20 protein-coding genes are annotated in these 17,265 nt (G+C 61.5%); 8 read left to right on the top strand and 12 right to left on the bottom strand.

Annotated features, from left to right (window positions below; all coding sequences use genetic code 11):
• Nucleotides 1-86: 86 nt before the first annotated feature.
• The 5 genes from A4A58_RS20525 to A4A58_RS20505 are packed head-to-tail and all read right to left on the bottom strand — an operon-like array spanning nt 87 to nt 4,330.
• Entirely contained in the window at nt 87-491 is a 405-nt protein-coding gene (locus A4A58_RS20525; protein WP_068735577.1) for a GFA family protein, read from the bottom strand.
• A 53-nt stretch (nt 492-544) separates the two neighbouring features.
• The gene (locus tag A4A58_RS20520) at nt 545-1,420 is read right to left on the bottom strand and encodes an aldose 1-epimerase family protein (protein ID WP_068735575.1); all 876 of its coding nucleotides are present in this window, start codon (nt 1,418-1,420) and stop codon (nt 545-547) included.
• Nucleotides 1,421-1,435: 15 nt separating this feature from the next.
• Nucleotides 1,436-2,362 carry an MlaD family protein gene (locus A4A58_RS20515; protein WP_068735573.1) on the bottom strand — a complete coding sequence of 309 codons (927 nt, stop codon included), beginning with the start codon at nt 2,360-2,362 and terminating at the stop codon, nt 1,436-1,438.
• Between the two features lie 19 nt (nt 2,363-2,381).
• On the bottom strand, nt 2,382-3,194 hold the full coding sequence (locus A4A58_RS20510; protein WP_068735571.1) for an ABC transporter ATP-binding protein: 813 nt from the start codon (nt 3,192-3,194) through the stop codon (nt 2,382-2,384).
• 5 nt (nt 3,195-3,199) lie between these two features.
• Nucleotides 3,200-4,330 carry an ABC transporter permease gene (locus A4A58_RS20505; RefSeq protein WP_068735569.1) on the bottom strand — a complete coding sequence of 377 codons (1,131 nt, stop codon included), beginning with the start codon at nt 4,328-4,330 and terminating at the stop codon, nt 3,200-3,202.
• 223 nt (nt 4,331-4,553) lie between these two features.
• Here A4A58_RS20505 and dgcA point away from each other — a divergent pair, with 223 nt between their 5' ends.
• Entirely contained in the window at nt 4,554-5,555 is a 1,002-nt protein-coding gene (dgcA, locus tag A4A58_RS20500; protein ID WP_068735568.1) for an N-acetyl-D-Glu racemase DgcA, read from the top strand.
• Here dgcA and A4A58_RS20495 read toward each other — a convergent pair.
• Nucleotides 5,525-6,742 (bottom strand): MFS transporter, encoded by a 1,218-nt coding sequence (locus tag A4A58_RS20495; RefSeq protein WP_068735566.1) that lies wholly within the window; start codon nt 6,740-6,742, stop codon nt 5,525-5,527. The two genes, dgcA and A4A58_RS20495, sit on opposite strands and share 31 nt — an antisense overlap.
• 79 nt (nt 6,743-6,821) lie before the next feature.
• On the opposite strand from A4A58_RS20495, the gene A4A58_RS20490 reads away from it, so the two are divergent.
• Entirely contained in the window at nt 6,822-8,072 is a 1,251-nt protein-coding gene (locus tag A4A58_RS20490) for a hypothetical protein (protein ID WP_158005715.1), read from the top strand.
• 14 nt (nt 8,073-8,086) lie between these two features.
• Here the strand turns inward: A4A58_RS20490 and A4A58_RS20485 are convergent, their stop codons facing one another.
• Genes A4A58_RS20485 through A4A58_RS20470 form a run of 4 tightly spaced genes read right to left on the bottom strand, consistent with a single transcriptional unit; the run spans nt 8,087 to nt 11,704 of the window.
• The gene (locus A4A58_RS20485) at nt 8,087-9,073 is read right to left on the bottom strand and encodes a threonine ammonia-lyase (protein ID WP_068735562.1); all 987 of its coding nucleotides are present in this window, start codon (nt 9,071-9,073) and stop codon (nt 8,087-8,089) included.
• 53 nt (nt 9,074-9,126) lie between these two features.
• Nucleotides 9,127-10,176, bottom strand: a complete 1,050-nt coding sequence (locus A4A58_RS20480) for a glycosyltransferase family 4 protein (RefSeq protein WP_068736252.1) — start codon at nt 10,174-10,176, stop codon at nt 9,127-9,129.
• Nucleotides 10,177-10,190: 14 nt separating this feature from the next.
• Nucleotides 10,191-10,988 carry a UDP-2,3-diacylglucosamine diphosphatase gene (locus A4A58_RS20475; RefSeq protein ID WP_433993642.1) on the bottom strand — a complete coding sequence of 266 codons (798 nt, stop codon included), beginning with the start codon at nt 10,986-10,988 and terminating at the stop codon, nt 10,191-10,193.
• 56 nt (nt 10,989-11,044) lie between these two features.
• The gene (locus A4A58_RS20470; RefSeq protein ID WP_068735558.1) at nt 11,045-11,704 is read right to left on the bottom strand and encodes a class I SAM-dependent methyltransferase; all 660 of its coding nucleotides are present in this window, start codon (nt 11,702-11,704) and stop codon (nt 11,045-11,047) included.
• Nucleotides 11,705-12,172: 468 nt separating this feature from the next.
• Between A4A58_RS20470 and A4A58_RS30395 the strand changes: the two genes are divergently transcribed.
• Nucleotides 12,173-12,397: a DUF1127 domain-containing protein gene (locus tag A4A58_RS30395; RefSeq protein ID WP_139069894.1), complete on the top strand. Its 225-nt coding sequence runs from the start codon at nt 12,173-12,175 to the stop codon at nt 12,395-12,397.
• A gap of 521 nt (nt 12,398-12,918) precedes the next feature.
• Nucleotides 12,919-13,386 (top strand): MAPEG family protein, encoded by a 468-nt coding sequence (locus A4A58_RS20460; protein WP_068736250.1) that lies wholly within the window; start codon nt 12,919-12,921, stop codon nt 13,384-13,386.
• A 3-nt stretch (nt 13,387-13,389) separates the two neighbouring features.
• Here the strand turns inward: A4A58_RS20460 and A4A58_RS20455 are convergent, their stop codons facing one another.
• Together A4A58_RS20455 and A4A58_RS30850 are read right to left on the bottom strand one after the other, a co-directional pair.
• Nucleotides 13,390-15,372 (bottom strand): BTAD domain-containing putative transcriptional regulator, encoded by a 1,983-nt coding sequence (locus A4A58_RS20455; RefSeq protein WP_244499819.1) that lies wholly within the window; start codon nt 15,370-15,372, stop codon nt 13,390-13,392.
• A 133-nt stretch (nt 15,373-15,505) separates the two neighbouring features.
• Nucleotides 15,506-15,676 (bottom strand): hypothetical protein, encoded by a 171-nt coding sequence (locus tag A4A58_RS30850; protein ID WP_158005714.1) that lies wholly within the window; start codon nt 15,674-15,676, stop codon nt 15,506-15,508.
• Nucleotides 15,677-15,850: 174 nt separating this feature from the next.
• Between A4A58_RS30850 and A4A58_RS30390 the strand changes: the two genes are divergently transcribed.
• From A4A58_RS30390 to A4A58_RS20435, 4 genes are all read left to right on the top strand, one after another.
• Nucleotides 15,851-16,045, top strand: a complete 195-nt coding sequence (locus tag A4A58_RS30390; RefSeq protein WP_139069893.1) for a hypothetical protein — start codon at nt 15,851-15,853, stop codon at nt 16,043-16,045.
• An 81-nt stretch (nt 16,046-16,126) separates the two neighbouring features.
• A complete protein-coding gene (locus tag A4A58_RS20445; protein ID WP_086937102.1) occupies nt 16,127-16,486 on the top strand; it encodes a hypothetical protein in 360 nt (119 codons plus the stop codon).
• A 31-nt stretch (nt 16,487-16,517) separates the two neighbouring features.
• A complete protein-coding gene (locus tag A4A58_RS30845) occupies nt 16,518-16,697 on the top strand; it encodes a hypothetical protein (RefSeq protein WP_068735550.1) in 180 nt (59 codons plus the stop codon).
• Between the two features lie 68 nt (nt 16,698-16,765).
• Nucleotides 16,766-17,185 (top strand): DUF6647 family protein, encoded by a 420-nt coding sequence (locus A4A58_RS20435; protein ID WP_068735548.1) that lies wholly within the window; start codon nt 16,766-16,768, stop codon nt 17,183-17,185.
• Nucleotides 17,186-17,265 lie beyond the last annotated feature (80 nt).

Here is a 17,265-nt window from a genome sequence, read left to right as displayed (position 1 = left end):
AAAGCGGAGGCAGCGATGCCTCCGCTTTTTTGTTGGGCCTGCTGATGTGCCGGAGCGCTATAGGCGGGGCCAGGCCGGTGCCGTCATCACGCGGGATTTTTGTCGTGAATGTTGACGCCGAACGGCAAGGACACCCAGGCATGCCGCCGACAATGATAGACGGAGATCTCCGGAGGCGGAAAATCCGGATCAGCAAAGCAGCCGACCGCCACAGCTACGGAACGCGCTTCATATCCTTCTTCGGTGTGGAAGAGATTGGTGCCACAGACGGGACAGAACCGGAATCGGAAGCGCGCCCCCTGATCCCCTGTGCGGACATATTCGGTCGCGATGCCGCTCACATTGTAACTTGGCCCGAAGCCCGCGAGCGCGGCGAAGACGCTGCCGGTCCGGCGCTGGCAGGCGAAACAGTGGCATATACCGACGCCCCTCGGCTCGCCTTCGAGCACGATGGACAGCTGACCGCACGAACAGGACGCAGTTCTCGACATGACGGACCTCCTCGATGCAGCGGTCTGCTGGATCACGGGCCGCGACAGTTACCTTATGCGAACCCGATGCGTTGGGTGAAGCTGCGCGTCTCGCCAACCGCGATGTGCATCACGCCCGGCTTGTCGGCGAACTCGCCGTCAAAATCCACCGGGCTGGCATAGCCGTACCACGGCTCGATGCAGAGGAATGCAGCGCCGGATGGTTTCGACCAGATGCCAAGTTCGCGAAAACCTTCCCAGGCGAAGGTGATCGTCGGTCCGCCAGGCGCGCTATAACTCAGCGATCTGCTGGCGAGATGATCGAAGATCATCGCATCCTTCACGAACAGCGATTCCGACAGCGCCAGTGCGCCGCCCTGCACCGGCGACGATTCCGGCTCCCTCAGCAACAGTCCACCCTCAAGCCGTCTGATCGGCGCCGGTTCGGCATCGGAGAAGATGATCGTATGCGCGCGCTTGTCGGCGCCATCCTTCAGCGGCCAGTGAAATGCCGGATGCGCACCGATCGAGGCCGGCAGCATCTCGTCACCAGTGTTGGTCACGGCATAACCGATCACCAGTTCATCGCCTTCGATCACATAGGTGACGTCAAGCCGAAACGAGAACGGATATTTTGCCCGGCTGGCGTCATTGTCCGCCAGCGACAGCGAGCAGGACGCAGGTCCCTGCCCGGTCCAGCTGAAGCGCTGGTCGCGCGCAAAACCGTGCTGGGTCATCGCATAGACCTGGCCGCGATGGCGCAGCACATCGTCTTTCAGCTTCCCGACAATCGGAAACAGCAGCGGCGCGTGGCGAGGCCATTCCTCGCCGGCCTGCCAGAGCACTTCATGCCCATGCGCATCCTTCAGCGAGCACAGTTCAGCGCCGTCGGACTTGATGGTCGCCGTGATCCGGCCGTTACTGATGGTGAAACGGTCCTCGATCTCCATCAGCGTTCTCCGTCCCTATTGAGCTTGGCGACGACGCGGCGGAGCAGCGGGTGCCGGAGGCGCCGCCGATGCAGGCGCAGCCGCGGGTGTGCCGCTGCTGGCGCCAAACAACAGACGCGTCGGGTTGCGGTCAAGATTGTTCACGGCACGGCTGATATCCGCGAGGGTACGGCGGCCATCGAGCATCAATGCGCCGGAACGCTTGTCGAGGTTCTCGGTCAGCTCATGGAACGACTTCACGGCCGCCGTGAGTTCGCCGCCGTCCTTGCCGCCCGCCAGCGCATCGAGGCCGAGCAGGATATTGTCGGTTCGCGCGACGACGCTATCGGCCTTGCCCATGACCCCATCGGCCTTGCCCATCACGCTGTCGATCTTGAGCATGATGCCGTCGATCACTTCAGAATTCTTCGCCAGCGTCGCCGTGAAGGTCTCGACGTTCTTCATCGCACCTTTCAGGGTTTCCTGATTGTCGGCGACCAGACGATTGACGTTGTTGAGCGTCGCGCGGATCGATTCCGAAATATCCCGCAGCAGCTCCGGATCGGCCGTCAGCACCGGCACGCCGTCGGTATCCAGCGGCACCGCGGGCGCAGCTTCATCACCGCCCTTCAGCGCGATCGCCGCTACACCCGTGAGCCCCTGGAATTCCAGGCCGACCTGTGTGTCCTTGCGAATGGGCGCGATATTCTCGACCATCGCTAGCGCGACGACGCGCTTGGGATTGTCGAGCTTCACCGAGACGACTTCACCGACCCGTATACCATTGAAATTGACATTGCCGCCGTTGCGCAGGCCCGACGCCGCGCCTTCGAAAATGATGCGCAGCGGCGTGCGCTGCGTAGTCGAATGCAGATTCTGGAACCACAACACGAAGCCGAACGCTGCGGCGATCACCGCCAGCGTGAAAATTCCGATCAGGACGAAGTTCGCCCGCGTTTCCATCAAACCAACTCCAATACAACTAGCCGATAACAGCGCGTGCGCGCTTGCCGTGGAAATATTCCCGAAGCCAGGGATGCTGCGAGGCCAGCATGTCGGCCATCGTTCCCTGCGCGATGATCTTGCCATTACCGAGAACGGCGATCCGGTCGCAGGCTGTATGCAGGCTGTCGAGATCATGAGTTACCATGAAAACGGTCAGCCCCAAAGTTCGCTGCAGCGTGCGCACCAATTCGTCGAAATCGCCAGCGCCGATCGGATCGAGACCCGATGTCGGCTCGTCCAGGAACACAATCTCCGGATCGAGCGCGAGCGCCCGCGCCAGCGCAACGCGCTTGATCATGCCGCCCGACAGTTCCGACGGATAGCGATCCGCCACCTCGGGCTTGAGACCAACCATGGTGAGCTTGGCCATGGTGATCTCATCGAGCAGACGCTCCGAGACCTTGAGATATTCGCGCACCGGAAACTGGATGTTCTGCCGCACGTTGAGTGACGAGAACAACGCCCCGTGCTGAAACAGGATGCCCCAGCGCCGCTCGACATCGCGGCGTTCCTTGTCGCCGCCATCGAGATCAGTGCCGAACACCTCGATCGTGCCGGAGACTTTCGGCACGAGGCCAATGATCGTGCGCATCAGCACGGACTTGCCGGCTCCCGATGCACCGACGAAACCGAGGATCTCACCGCGCGCCACGTCCAGGTTGAGGCCGTCGAGCACCCGACGGCTGCCGAACGCCACCGTGAGATCGCGCACGCTGATGATCGCATCGGCAGAGGTGGAGGCAGCACCCGTCGGCGTCTCAGTAATGGGCGTCGCAGTCGTCGAGGTCATGGCCGTCAGATCCCGATCGATGCGAAGAAGATCGCGAACACACCATCCATCACGATCACAAAGAAGATTCCCTTCACCACCGATGACGTGGTGTGCTGCCCCAGCGACTCCGCACTGCCCTGCACGGCCAGGCCTTCGACACAAGCCACGATGCCGATCACCATGGCCATCACTGGCGCTTTCACCATTCCGACTATGAAGTGGTTGATCGAAATCGCCTCGCGCAGACGCGACAGGAACGACGATGGATCGACTCCGCCATAGAGCCAGGCGACCAGACCGCCGCCATAGAGCGCAGCCATCGCGCCGAGAAATGCGAGAATGGGCAGCGCCAGCACCAGCGCCACCATGCGCGGCAGGATCAGAACTTCGATGGCATCGAAGCCCATGGTGCGAAGCGCATCGATCTCCTCGCGCATCTTCATGGAGCCGAGTTCGGCTGTGTACGCGCTGCCGGACCGGCCGGCGACCATGATCGCCACCAGCAGCACGCCGAGCTCACGCAGCACCAGCACGCCGAGCATATCGACCACGAAGACGTCGGCGCCGAAGCGGCGAAAATGGAACAGACCCTGCTGGGCTACGATACAGCCGATCAGGAAGGTGATCAGGACCACGATCGGTACTGCGTTCCAGCACACCTGCTCCAGGTGATGCACCACCGAGGTGAGCCGGAATTTCGACGGATGCCGCCAGACGCGGAACCAAGCCGCGATCACGGCACCAATCATATCGACCAGCGCGACGAGGGTTTCCCCGATGCCATAGATATTGCGGCCGATGCCATCGAGCACGGCAGTCAAGGCGCTACCGCTTGCCGGTAACGGGACCGCAGGCTTCACGCGGCGGACCTCGTCGACCAGGGTCGCGTAATTCGCCGAAAGGCCCGCGATCTGCGCCTCGTGGCCGCCATTGGTCAGCGCCCGACGCAACCGCTCGATCAGCCAGGCGCCGAATGTATCCAGCTTGGAGACCTGCGACACGTCGATGAAGATGTTGGGGCGGCTACCGGTCAGCTTTTCGGCCTCGCCGACGAGTTTTTCGAGCGCGGGGGCAAAACGAGCCGTCCACGACCCAGCCGCGCATAGCGCCAAGCCGTCGCCTTTCGCGATCTGTTCCAAAGTCGGGCCGCTCAAAACAGGCTCCCGCGGGCGTTCAGTCTGTGCATGAACAAAGTATTAACACGCCCAAATACGTTTCTGAGAAGCCAAGTGAAGCCAACACGTTGCTATGGTTAATATAGCCTTAATCCGCCCTTTCAGACACCGGCATTGCGTCGCAAACAAGTTCACGGCGATCACGTAAACTTATAGACACGCCATTACCCGCCGTTACCGGCACAGCCCGAAAGACGCCGCATTGTCCGCATCCGACGCTGCCCCCGCCCTAATAACCGCCCGGATCGAGCAATGGCCGATCGCTGGCGCCTTCACCATCAGCCGCGGCGCCAAAACAGAGGCCGTCGTCGTGGTCGCCGAGATCAGCCGCGGCGGACTGACCGGCCGCGGCGAATGCGTGCCCTATGCGCGCTATGGCGAGACCCCGGAGGCCACGCTGGCGGCCATCCTGGCGATGCAGGACCGATTTGCCGCGGGCCTCGACCGAAGCGCCCTGCAATCGGCCATGCCTGCCGGTGCGGCCCGTAACGCCGTGGATTGCGCCCTGCTCGACCTCGAGGCCAAGAGCCAAGGCTTGCGCGTCTGGGACATGCTGCAGCGGCCGGCACCGCGCGCCTGCACCACCGCCTATACGATCTCGCTTGGTACGCCCGAGGCGATGGCCTCCGCCACCGCAAAGGCGGCCTACCGGCCACTGCTGAAGATCAAGCTCGGCAGTGACGACGACATCAGCCGCATCACGGCCGTGCGCCAGGCCGCACCGGAATCCGAGTTGATCGTCGATGCCAATGAGGCGTGGACGCCGGACAACCTGAAAGCCAATCTCGATGCCTGCCACAACGCCGGCGTCACGCTGATCGAGCAGCCGCTACCGGCAGGCAAGGATGATGCGCTGATGCATGTGCATCGGCCGATCATGGTTTGCGCCGACGAGAGCGTGCATGGCCTCGCTTCGCTCAAGGCGTTACGCGGGCGTTACGATGCGATCAACATCAAGCTCGACAAAGCCGGCGGCCTGACCGAAGCGCTGGCGATGGCCGATGCCGCGCGCGCCATGAATCTCGACATCATGGTCGGTTGCATGGTGGCGACGTCGCTGGCGATGGCGCCCGCGATGCTGATTGCGCAATATGCACGCTTCGTCGATCTTGATGGCCCGCTATTGCTCGCCGGGGATCGCGACGGCGGTCTGCGCTATGACGAAAGCACGGTCTATCCGCCCGACGCGGCGCTCTGGGGCTGATCGCCCGCAACGCCTGGCGGCTGCCCGGCGCGATGCCGGCCGAACCATATGACGGTCGCGCCGGCAAGGCCAAGCACGGCCATCACGTAGTAAACGCCCTCGCCGTAACGCGCATAGATCGCGCCTGACAGAACCGCCATGCTGCTCATCACAAGGCCGGTGCAGGCGGTGACATAGCCCTGCGCACGCGCCATCACATGCGGCGGGACGTGATGCAGCAACAGGCCCATGGTGCCCAGCTGCGTCAGACCGTAGGTCGCGCCATGCAGCAATTGCACGACCACGAGAATCGGGAGCGGAAGCGTTTGCGCGGTCAGCGTCCAGCGCAGCAATGCGCCAAGGCCACCAAGGATGACCATGGTTGCAGGTGACAAAGTCAGGCGTGGCGACACTGCAAACAGGATGATTTCGGCGAGCACGCCGAGCGTCCACAGACCCGCGATGGTGAGGCCGTCGAGGCCGGACCCCTGCCAGGTGATCGACGCGAAGGTGTAGTAGCCGGCATGGCTGCCCTGGATCAGTGCGGCTGAGATCGCTATGGCGAGGAAGCCGGGATCGCGTAGCAACGCGCTTGCCTTCGAGAGCACCGTGCCGTCGCCTGTCGGCGCGCCAAGTGGCTGCAGACCAAGGCTGACGACAGCCGACAGCACCATCGCTGCAACAATCACCCAGATCAGATGCTCACCATCGAGCCAGTTGACCACCAGACCGCAGGCAAGCGCACCAACCACGAAGGCGGCCGAACCCCACAGCCGTAGCGGACCGTAACTGAAGCCGAAGCGCACCACGCCTTTCAGCGCATAGCCATCGGTCAGCGCCGTGAGCGGCGTCCAGACCACCGCCGTCAGCGCGAACACCAGGAGCACGGCGAGCGGCTCGCGTAGCGTGCCTACTGTCGCAAAGCCGATCATGGTGAGAAAGGCACAGACAATCATCGTCTGGCGCAGGGCATGACGGCGCTCCGCGAAAGCGGTGATGAAGGGCAGCGTGGTGAAGCGCGTCATCGACGGCACGGCAAGGATGGCGCCGATCCAGGTCGGATCGATGCCGATCGCCTTCAGCCAGACGGGGAAGAACGGCAGATAGAAACCGCTGGAGCCGAACACGGTGCCGTAGAACATCGCCAGCCGCTGCGCGAATTTGCGGCGGATTTGCGGGGCGCTATGGGTGGCAGATTCGGCTATCATGAGGTGAACTGCGATTCGCCACGGGATCGTGGAGATGGTTACATACCGCGCATCCCTGTGCGCGCCACGAGTTATCATGATGGCCGAAGAAGCATTTGCCCTGTCGCCGATCTCCGCCCGCCCCACCTTGCCGGGCGAGGCAGACTATGACGCGATCCGCGAAGCCTTCATGGAGACCGCGCGCGGCCGCTGGTTTCTCGCCGAATACGCCAAGCGCAACCGCACCGCCGATACCAGCCTGGTGCTCGAAGCCGTCACGCGCCTTGAAGCCAATCTCGCCGCCCAGAAGCAGGCGCCGGCGCTCAGCCTGATCGCCGCGCTCGGCGCGATCCGTTCTGCCGTCCGTCAGGCCAAGGCCAGCGCCATAGAGGCGATGCCGCGCGTCGACACCGACGAGGTTTTGACCGGTGCCCGCAACGGCACCCGCATCATCCGCGAGATCGCCTGGACGCTGCGCGAATGCGGCGCCGACACGCGCATCTGCGATCTCTTGGACACGCAGGTAAAGGCCATCGAGGCCGGCCAGCAGGCGTTCAACGGCAATGGCCGCGAGGACGTGTTGGCGAGCTACGACTTGCTGATGCAGCGCATCGAGCAGATGGTCGATGGCAGCGCGGCGACGGTTGCGCAAGCCGAGCCAGCTCCGGTTGCCGAAAAGGCTGAGCACGTTGTCGCAGAAGCGCGCGAAGCATCCGTGACGCCGTTGTTCAAGTCACAGGCGAGCGAAGTACTGGCCGAGACGGTCACGATCTCAAACGTCGAACCGCCGCGCGCCGCTGTACAGCCGGCCCTCGTAGAGACGGTCGTCGTAGAGACCGTCACTGAAACGGCCGCGCCCATCGCAGAAGCTAGCGTGGAGCTTGCCGCGACGATGGCTGAGGCCTCCCTGGCTATCGCCACCGACGATCTCGTGCAGGAACCTGAAACGGCGGACGTTGCCGAAGACGAGCATGACCTCGCCGTGCTCGATATGGTCGCCGCAGAGATGGGCGCGCTCGATCTGAGCGAACCGGACGTTATTGAGTCTCAACTTGCCGAGCCTCAATACCTTGAACCTGAGGTGATGCAGGTTGAAGCTGTCGCTGTTCAGCCAGCCGAGCCCGAAGCCCTCAATCCCGATCTGATGACGCTGGCGCAGATCGCCGAGGTCGCGCTGGCGCCTGAGCCGCCGCAGCCGGACCTGGTGCCTCAGGTGGAAGCGGCTGCGCCGTCGCTGGGCGCAGCGCTGATTGCTGGCGGCGTGATCGCGGATCCGAACGCGCCGGCATCGGACCCGCTGGCACCAATCCGCAAGATGACGCAGGCCGAGAAGATCGCATTCTTCTCGTAACGCGTCCGTCTCGATCAGGCGTTAATGATCCTGGCGTAGAGATCCGCATCGACATTACCGCCGGACAAAACGATCACCACCGTCTTGCCGCGCGCGTCGAAACGCCCCTGCATCAGCGCGGCCAGCGCCACGGCGCCGCCGGGTTCGACCACCAGCTTCAAGTCGCGGAACGCAAAGGCCATCGCCTTGCCGACTTCGTCGTCAGTGGCGGTGACAGCGCCCGACAGCAGACGCTGATTGACAGCGAAGGTGATTTCGCCGGGCGTCAGGGCCATCAGCGCATCGCAGATCGTGCGGCCCGTATTGCTGTGCGCGACGCGCTTGCCGGCGCGTAATGAGAGTCCGTGATCGTCAAACCCCGCAGGCTCGGCGACGATGATTGCCGTCTCGGGGAAACGCGCCTTCACGGCGGTCGCGATGCCACCGATCAGGCCGCCACCGGACGCCTGCGCAGACATGATGTCCGGCACGATGCCCAAGGCGGCCATGTCCTCGGCGATCTCGCGGCCGACAGTGCCCTGCCCGGCCATCACGAACGGATCGTCATAGGGCGGCACGACCGTGGCGCCGCTCTTGCCGGCAATATCGCGGGCGATCGCTTCGCGGTCTTCCTTGTCGCGATCATAGAGCACGACTTCGGCGCCATAGCCCCTGGTGCGTTCGACCTTCGACGCCGGCGCATCCGACGGCATCACGATGGTCGCCTTCATACCGAGGATCTGCGCTGCGGCGGCTACGCCCTGCGCGTGATTGCCGGAGGAGAATGCGACGACGCCCCTGCCGCGCTCACCCTCGGGGATCGAGGAAATCTTGTTGAAGGCGCCGCGAAACTTGAATGAGCCGGTTCGCTGCAGCACTTCCGGCTTCAGGAACACTTTCGCGCCCGTCAGCGCATCGAGCGCAGGCGATCGGAGCAACGGCGTACGCGCTGCATAAGGGGCGATGACGCGCGCGGCGGCATCGATATCGGCGGATGTGATCGGCAATGGGGTGTTTGTCATGAGCGCATTTTATCGCGCGGCACAACCGGCGGGCAAGCTATACAAAGAGCATGTCAGGCAGCGAAACGCGGATGCTTTGCTGCGGACGGTGCACGGGCGGCGATTTCGGCCCGCACATGGCTGATATTGCTGACGAAAGCACGTGCCGAGGCCTCCCAAGTGTGGCCTGCGGCAAAGCTGAGACAATCCTGCGGTGAAATTTCGAGCGACTTGAGACAGGCCTGCCGCAAGTCATCCGACAAGACACCGACCGGCGACGCGCCGATCACGTCCTTCGGACCCGTCACCGGGAAGGCTGCCACCGGCACGCCGCTCGCCAGCGCCTCGAGCAGAACGAGACCATAGGTGTCGGTCTTGCTCGGAAACACGAAGACATCGGCTGAAGCATAGGCAACGGCCAGAGCCTCGCCCTGCAACGCGCCGGTGAACAGCGCCTCGGGATATTTCGCTTCGAGCGCAGCACGGGCCGGACCATCACCGACCACGACCTTCGTACCCGGCAGATCGAGATCGAGGAAGGCTTCGAGATTTTTCTCGACGGCGACGCGGCCGACCGAAAGAAAAATCGGCTTCGGCTTGCCGAGATCGACCTGCCGCGGATGAAACAGATTGGCATCGACGCCGCGCGGCCACAGCACGACATTACGGAAGCCGCGGTCACGTAGCTCGCTCGCCAGCGCCGGCGTAGCCGCCATCACGGCAGAGCTGGCGCCATGGAAGCGGCGCAGGCCGGCCCAGACCCAGGATTCCGGAATCGGAAAACGCGCCGAGATATATTCGGGAAAGCGCGTGTGAAAACTGGTGGTGAAGGGAATGTTGCGACGGCGGCAATAAGCGCGCGCAGAAAATCCGATCGGGCCTTCCGTCGCGATGTGGATGTTGTCTGGTCTGGCCTCGTCAATCAGTCGCGCGATCTTGCGGCGGCTCGGGATCGCGACGCGTAAATCAGCGTAGCTGGGCAGCCCGACCGTGCGAAACGATTCCGGCGTGAGAAAACTCACGTCGACACCAAAGCCCTTCGCCGCCTCCGCCATCATCGTCAGCGTCCGCACGACACCGTTGACTTGGGGATGCCAGGCATCGGTAGCGACGAGAATGCGCATCAATCCGCCATCCTTCACGCCGCCTTGGCCGGTGCAAGCGCCGGCACCGGCATGCCGCGGCGGACCGGATCGGTCCAGGTAATGATCTCGAAGCGGCCATCCTCGTGTTCGACCAGCGCCGTACAGCTTTCGACCCAATCGCCGCAATTCATGTAGCGGATGCCGTGCTCGTCGCGGATCGTTGCGTAGTGGATATGGCCGCAGATCACGCCATCGGCGCCGTGACGCCGTGCCTCACCGGCCAGCGTCTCTTCGAACGCGCCTATATAGTTGACGGCATTCTTCACCTTCAGCTTGGCCCATTGCGAGAGAGACCAGTAGGGGAAGCCGAACAATTTACGCAACGCGTTGACCATGCGATTCATCTGGATCGCGAAATCATAGGCCTTGTCGCCGAGATGGGCGAGCCAGCGTGCATTCTGCACCACGAGATCGAAGATATCGCCGTGGATGACGAGATACTTCTTGCCGTCGACGCCTTCATGGAGAGCGGTCTCGACGACTTCGATACCGCCGAAATGCGTGCCGTAATAGTTCCGAAGAAACTCGTCGTGATTGCCGGGCACATAGACGATCTTCGCGCCCTTACGCGCCTTGCGGAGCATTTTCTGCACGAAGTCGTTATGGGATTGCGGCCAGTGCCAGCCGGATTTCAGTGCCCAGCCATCGACGATGTCGCCAACGAGATAGATGGTATCGGCATCATGGGTGCGGAGGAAGTCCAGCAGTCGGTCAGCCTGCGATCCGCGGGCGCCAAGGTGGACGTCGGAGATAAACAAGGTGCGAAAGCGCTTTTCGTTGCCTTCACTCATCACGTCTCTTTCCATGTCGAGCAGCTAACTGATTTGCATGACACGGCGATGACGATTTACGCCGCCAGCGCCGCCGCGGTTCGCTCAAAAGTAACCAATGTGTAGATGCCGAACGGCGCCACCTTGCGGCGTTCGACGAGGATCGATTCCGCGTTCGATTGCGACCACGCCTGCAGCCGCGCGAACGGGAATTCCGGGCGCAGCCCGAGGGAACGGGTCTTCACGGCGGCCCAGCGTTCAACGGCAGCGGCCAGACCGGTCTCCGAATACAGATGATTGACGAGAATGATGCGTCCGCCCGGCTTCACCACGCGGTGGCACTCGGACAATACCTGCTCGGGATTCTCGACCAGCGTAATCACGAACTGTGCGACGACACAGTCGAAGGTCGCGTCTGCAAAGCTCATCGCATGGGCATCCATCTCCTGGACGTCCTTGACCCATGGATAGCGGCCGGTTGTCATCTTGGCGCGCGCCTTGGCCAGCATGGGCGCGCTCAGATCGATACCGGTGATCTCGGTTGTCGCATCATAGTCATCGAATGACAGGCCGGTGCCGACGCCGACTTCGAGCACCTTGCCGCCCACAGCACGTGCGGCCTCGGCAGCGGCGCGACGGCCCTTCAGCATCACCGGACCGCACACCGCATCATAGATCGGAGCCCAGCGCGCATAGGCCGTTTCAACAATGGATTTTTCGAGATCCAGCGTCGTCATCGAAGGTTCCGTCCAGCGTGTCCCGAAGAATCGGACAACCCATTTGCTGTTCGGCTGATATCAAGCGGGGATGACAGATCGACGACAGAGTGTCGCATGAGAGGTACCGCTGGGTACGCCAGGGAGCCGCCAAAGGAACGACCGTAACTGATGTGTACCTACTGGCGAGCGTGAGCGCTTCGCGGACGTGCGCCTCTCGGCTTCGGCATCAAGCCTCAAGATGGGTCGCGACATCGCAGAGCGGCTGCAGCGCGTGGATCCGAATCCGGCGCTCATGCGCGCGGAATTTGCAAGATGAAGCCCTTCCTGAACGCGTTCGAAACGCTTGGCCGCCTTTTCGCGGCGCCGTGAGCGGAAATAACGCTGCTCTGACGCCTGACTGACGTCGGCGACGACGTCGACAGGCTTCAATGGCTGTCACACAGTGATGTGTCGGGACATCCCGGTCGCAAAAATCGGAGCACCACCATGCGCGCCTACGCACAGTTTGTATCAGGCGACGATCATCTGCGTCTCGGTGCGATCTTCAGCCTGCCTGCCACGTGGCGGCAGCGAGCCCGCTTCAGGGCAGAGTTGCGCGCGGATATCAGAGACAGGCCCGATTTTCTCCGCGATATCGGCATCGGCCTGTACGAAGCGCATGCCGAAGCGTCGCGGTTTTTCTGGGAACCTTGGCTACTGAAGCGCCGATAGTCCAAGATCGCAATCCGATTGCTGCGGCGGACCTGGACGTCTTTTCCAACAACGGTTGATCGGACGATCTAACGCTCATACTGCGCGCATTTCTCAACAACGCTTCTGTAGCGATGTCATGCTCGGCGCGGCGATCGTCTCCAACTTTGGACTGCGCGCGCTCGCGACTTTGACATTCGCGAGAATGGGGTTACAGACCGCCGGAACGATAGGCCTCGTGAGCGGAAACCGTAACGTCACTCTCGTGTGGGCAGCGGCCAGCTTTGGTCTGCCATCTCTCGCGGAGGGCTATGTCGCTGCGTGCGTCATCCCGGTCCTCGCGCTCCCTCTCATCGTCAAGCTTTGTCTCAAACTACCTTCCTTCAGCCGCCGCCTCCTCCCGCAAAACTGATGACTCAAGGGCAGCATTCTCCGATCAGCACGCGTACGGGGAAGCAAAATTCCGCGCAAACAGACATTGTATTTCACTGGGAAACGCGCTGGATCATAGATACGATTCATGACCTATGGGGGACGGCGCATTGGACAAGCTCACTCTGAACAATCCGCTATTCGCTACCTATGTCATCGCTGCGAGCCTGACGATCCTCAAGGCTGTGGCGATGTCGTGGCTGACCGTAGTCCGTATGGTCGGCGTCAAAGGCGGCTACCGGTCGCCCGAGGATATCAAGAAGACGCCCATGAACCCCGCACCCGACCCGGCGCAACTCTTGCCCAACGAGCGCGTCGAGCGGATTCGCCGGATCCAAATGAACGACCTCGAGAGCCTGCCCTACTTCCTGGTCGCGGGTTTGCTCTACATTCTCACGCAACCATCCCTGCTGCTCGCCCAATGGCTGCTATACGGTTACGTCGCCTCGCGTCTGCTTCACTTCATCGCCTATCTCACCGGACAGATTCATGAGATACGCGCGACCTTCTGGACTGTGGGCTCGCTCATCCTGATCTTCATGACCGTCCGTACGTTGATATCTGCAATCGGCGCGTGAAGCTCAATCCGTAACGCCGGCTTCGCGCTGAGCCGATAGGTAACGTTCAAGAGCATCGTCCTGCTTGAAAAAGCGCATAGCACGAAGCTCTGCGATAGTTGTCTTTTGCACAGCATCGCGCTGGCGCGTCACACCACGGGCCTCTTCCAATCGTCTGGCGGCTACGAGATTGGCTACCAGCATGCGATGGCCCGTACCGTTGGCCGGATTCTGCTGGATCGAGTTGCGCGCCCACAAGACACCATCCTCAGGGCGCCCGAGTGCAAAGCATGACGCAGCCAGGCCCGTCATCCAAAAATGGAGCATATTGTCGTAGGGACTGAGGGCGATCGACCGGTGAAGGCATGTAACAGCATGCTCATAGTCCCCACCCATGCTGTCGATCATTCCAAGGATGCCCCAGGCGAAGGCGGAGCTTGGATTGAGGCGCACAGCTTCCTTGCAGTGGATGCGCCCCTGATCGTTGTTGCCGACCGGACCAAACAATGTGAAGCCATAGACCGCATGGGCAAAAGCATCTGTGCCATCTTCCTCGACCGCGCGGCGCGCCAAGGCGAGAGCTTCGACCAACGTTTCCGGCAAAGCCACCGCCCCCAGAGGCGACGCCATGACAAGTGCCCAGGCAAGGGACGCCAGCGTGGCTGGGCGCAGCTGATCGAGGATGAGAGACTGTCGCAACAATACGATCGCTCTCGTGATCCCGTCACGGGTTCCGTTCCATAGATGGGGAAGCGCTCGCAGGTAGATGTCGTAAGCTGAAAGATCAGAGAGCGGCTTACGCCGTGCGCGTTCGACCTCGGCGCTCCGCACGGCCGGATCAATCACTGCAGCGACGCTCGCGCTGATGTCATCCTGCAGATCGAAAACATCGACGATGGCGCGATCGTAGCGATCCGACCAGACCTGAACCTCATCGCGGGCATGGGTTAGTTCGGCCGATACACGAATGCGGTTGCCCGCTTTGCGGATGTTGCCGCTCAGGACGTATTGAACACCCAGTTGTTGCGCGATTTGCCGGCTGGTCAGCCTTCTATCCTTGAAGGCGAAGCTCGATCCGCGTGCGATGACCACGAATTCGCGAAAGCGCGACAAAGCGGTGATGATGTCCTCGGTGACACCGTCAGCGAAGTATTCCTGCTCCGGGTCGTCGCTCATGTTCCGAAACGGCAGAACCACGATGGATGGTTGATCCACGACCATCATCAGAGCGGGCGCGGGTGGAGCCGATATCTCGACCTCGCTGACAGCCGCCGATTCGATCAGTGTCTGGGTTCTGCGTAGTTCAGCAACGAGCGCTCTGGTTGCCTCGTCCGGCTCCGTGTTGAGCTCTCGCTTCAGAAGCGTAACGACGTCTTGATAGTATTTGAGCGCTTCAGCTTTACGCCCAGTTGCAGACAGAGCCTGCATGATCAGCCGATGCGCATCCTCACGCATGTTGTTAAGTGCGCTGGCACGTTGCCCGGCCTTCAATGCGTGATCGGCGCGACCGGCGGCCAGCTCTTTTTCGCCGAGCCCGACTATCGCATTCAGAGCCAGCTCCTGAAATCGCTGGCGTTCACCAGCCAGCCAATCGCTCCAGCCTTCTTCGGTAACACCGATGTCATCGACGAAGCGCCCCCGATAGAGATCTGCTGCCTCACCCAGCGCATCACGGCCGCCCTCCCGCACCAGGGCCTCGAACCGGCTGACATCGCACAGGATCACCGTGGTATTCAGCGATACGAACTCACCATCACTCTTGAGAGCATCCCGCCCCAGAATTTGACGTAGCTTGAACAATGACTGACGGAGGTTCTGCTTGGCTTGCGCGTCGAAATAAGACCCCCAGAACAGAGTCGACAGTTTTTCGCGCGGCTGAGGCTCCGGTGCCGTGCAAGCCAGATAAGCAAGCAATCCCGAGAGCTTCTTGTTTGGCAAGCCGACGGCGCCGTTCGGCCCGGTGAGCACGAAGCGTCCCAAAAGCGAAAGATTAAATTTTGGGCACAATGCCAATTACTTCCAATTTTTGAACAGACGCACCCTCTGAATATACATTCTACGCGGATTGGCAACTTTGCGAGCAATATTAACGCGGCGATGACGGCTGACTAACGCCGGAGGAGACGGCGGCGGGTTCAAATCAAAATGCGACGAGATGCGAGCGGCATTCGGCGCAGAGCAACTTCACCCGGAAGCCGTCATGCGCACGCGTCACATCATTGCGGTCGTCGCTACCCTGACCGTGATCCTCGCCGGAGTTGATGTGGCGCTGACTTCTCTGGCTGCTCCGAAAGCCAGGGCGGCTTCGCACGCCACGCCTCCCGTCTCACCCCTCCTTTTCGGGGGCGACTGATCTGAGTTCGATTTCGAAGTAGCCAACAAGCAGGAGGTCGCATTGACCAATACCGCGCAACTACGAGCGCGATCGTATGCCTTTCTCTCAACCGAAGACGAACGACGAGTCGTCGCGAGATGGAGAACTGGAGTGATCGCGTTCTATGGCTCGATTTTGTTGATTGCATTGGCTGCAACGAGCCAAAGGCCCCAAGCCGATCAGCCTGACCTCGCTTCCGATGATTTCGTCACATACTACATGTCGAGCCCGCCGCTACCGTTGGCGAACAAAGCCAAAGCCGCGGTAGCATCGCTGCCAATGCCAGCAAGCGCAGCGAAGTTTTAATGCAAATTTCAAGGGTGTCAGGCAGGCCGAGCGGTCAGCAAGCTCACCTGCATCATCCCGTGAAGTATCAGGAAAAGAGTGATGAAGACCGACTTTCCGGCGCCATCTCCAGCACCTGTGGGGGCTTCGATGATCGTCAGCGCACTTCATGAATCCCGTCGCCGGCAGGCAATCAACATCATTCATCGCTACCGGCATCTTATCTCCGACCGCATCGAAACCAATCCTGGCAAGCCCGTTCCAGCGCCAGACGCGAAAATGCGCGTTCGCCAGATGCAGAATAGTGAAAGGACCAGAAACGTGAGGCGATTGAGCGAAACACACCTGATGATCATGGTCCTTATCGGCTTCGGCATTGTGCACGTGATTGGTGGCGTCCTGCTCGCACGGGCGGCGCCCGAGCACAGTCGCCCTGTAAATATAGCAGCCTGGGGCGACTGATCGCGGCAGGCGAAGACGGCATCAATCATCAATGGGCGGCAACAATCGTGAGGCTGACATGACTGCAATCGCGAGCGCGATGTCCCGCGCGCTTCGTTCGATCACCGGATTCGATGTGCTCAAGCATTTTATGTTTTTCTGCGGAGCCGGAATTCTGGTGTTCGTGCTCTCGCTCACTTACGGCCTGGATTTGAGTCCGGGCCTTTTCTGATCCCAGCCACGATTACGCAAACCGAAGCGTTCAATTCCCCGCAGGCCATATCCGCATGAGGTCACTACGTGAACGCTCTGATCGCCACCTATATCGCATGGATCATCGCCCAAACCGGCTTCGCCCCTCCGGCTCACCCGCCAATCCATTTCGCGACGTCAGCAGAAATGGCTGTGCTAAGTGGTGCGCCGGAGAATAGCGGGCTCGAATTTCAAGCCCTCTACAGCCGCGAACAAGGCGCGATCTACCTTCCCCACGAATGGCAACCGGTCAATTTGCGGCAGAAGAGCGCGCTGCTGCACGAGCTCGTGCATCACGTGCAACGGGCCAACAACGTCGAAGCTCCGTGTGTGGCAGCCCACGAACGCCAAGCCTATGATCTTCAGATGAAATGGCTCCGCGAACAGGGGGTCGAGGATCCCTACAGCCTCATCGGCACGAATGAGCTCACAATCTACATGGTGAGCGTCTGCCGCGACGGCTCGTAAGCGGCACGCGACGTTCCTTCGTCATATGCCATGAGATGCAACAGGCTCGTGCGCGGACCGATGCTCAGGCGATTGGAGCG

The organism is Tardiphaga robiniae, from assembly GCF_001618955.1.
GTDB lineage: Bacteria > Pseudomonadota > Alphaproteobacteria > Rhizobiales > Xanthobacteraceae > Tardiphaga > Tardiphaga robiniae_A.
The sequence above is the reverse complement of the archived record's forward strand: the minus strand, read 5'-3'. Positions and strand labels throughout refer to the sequence as shown.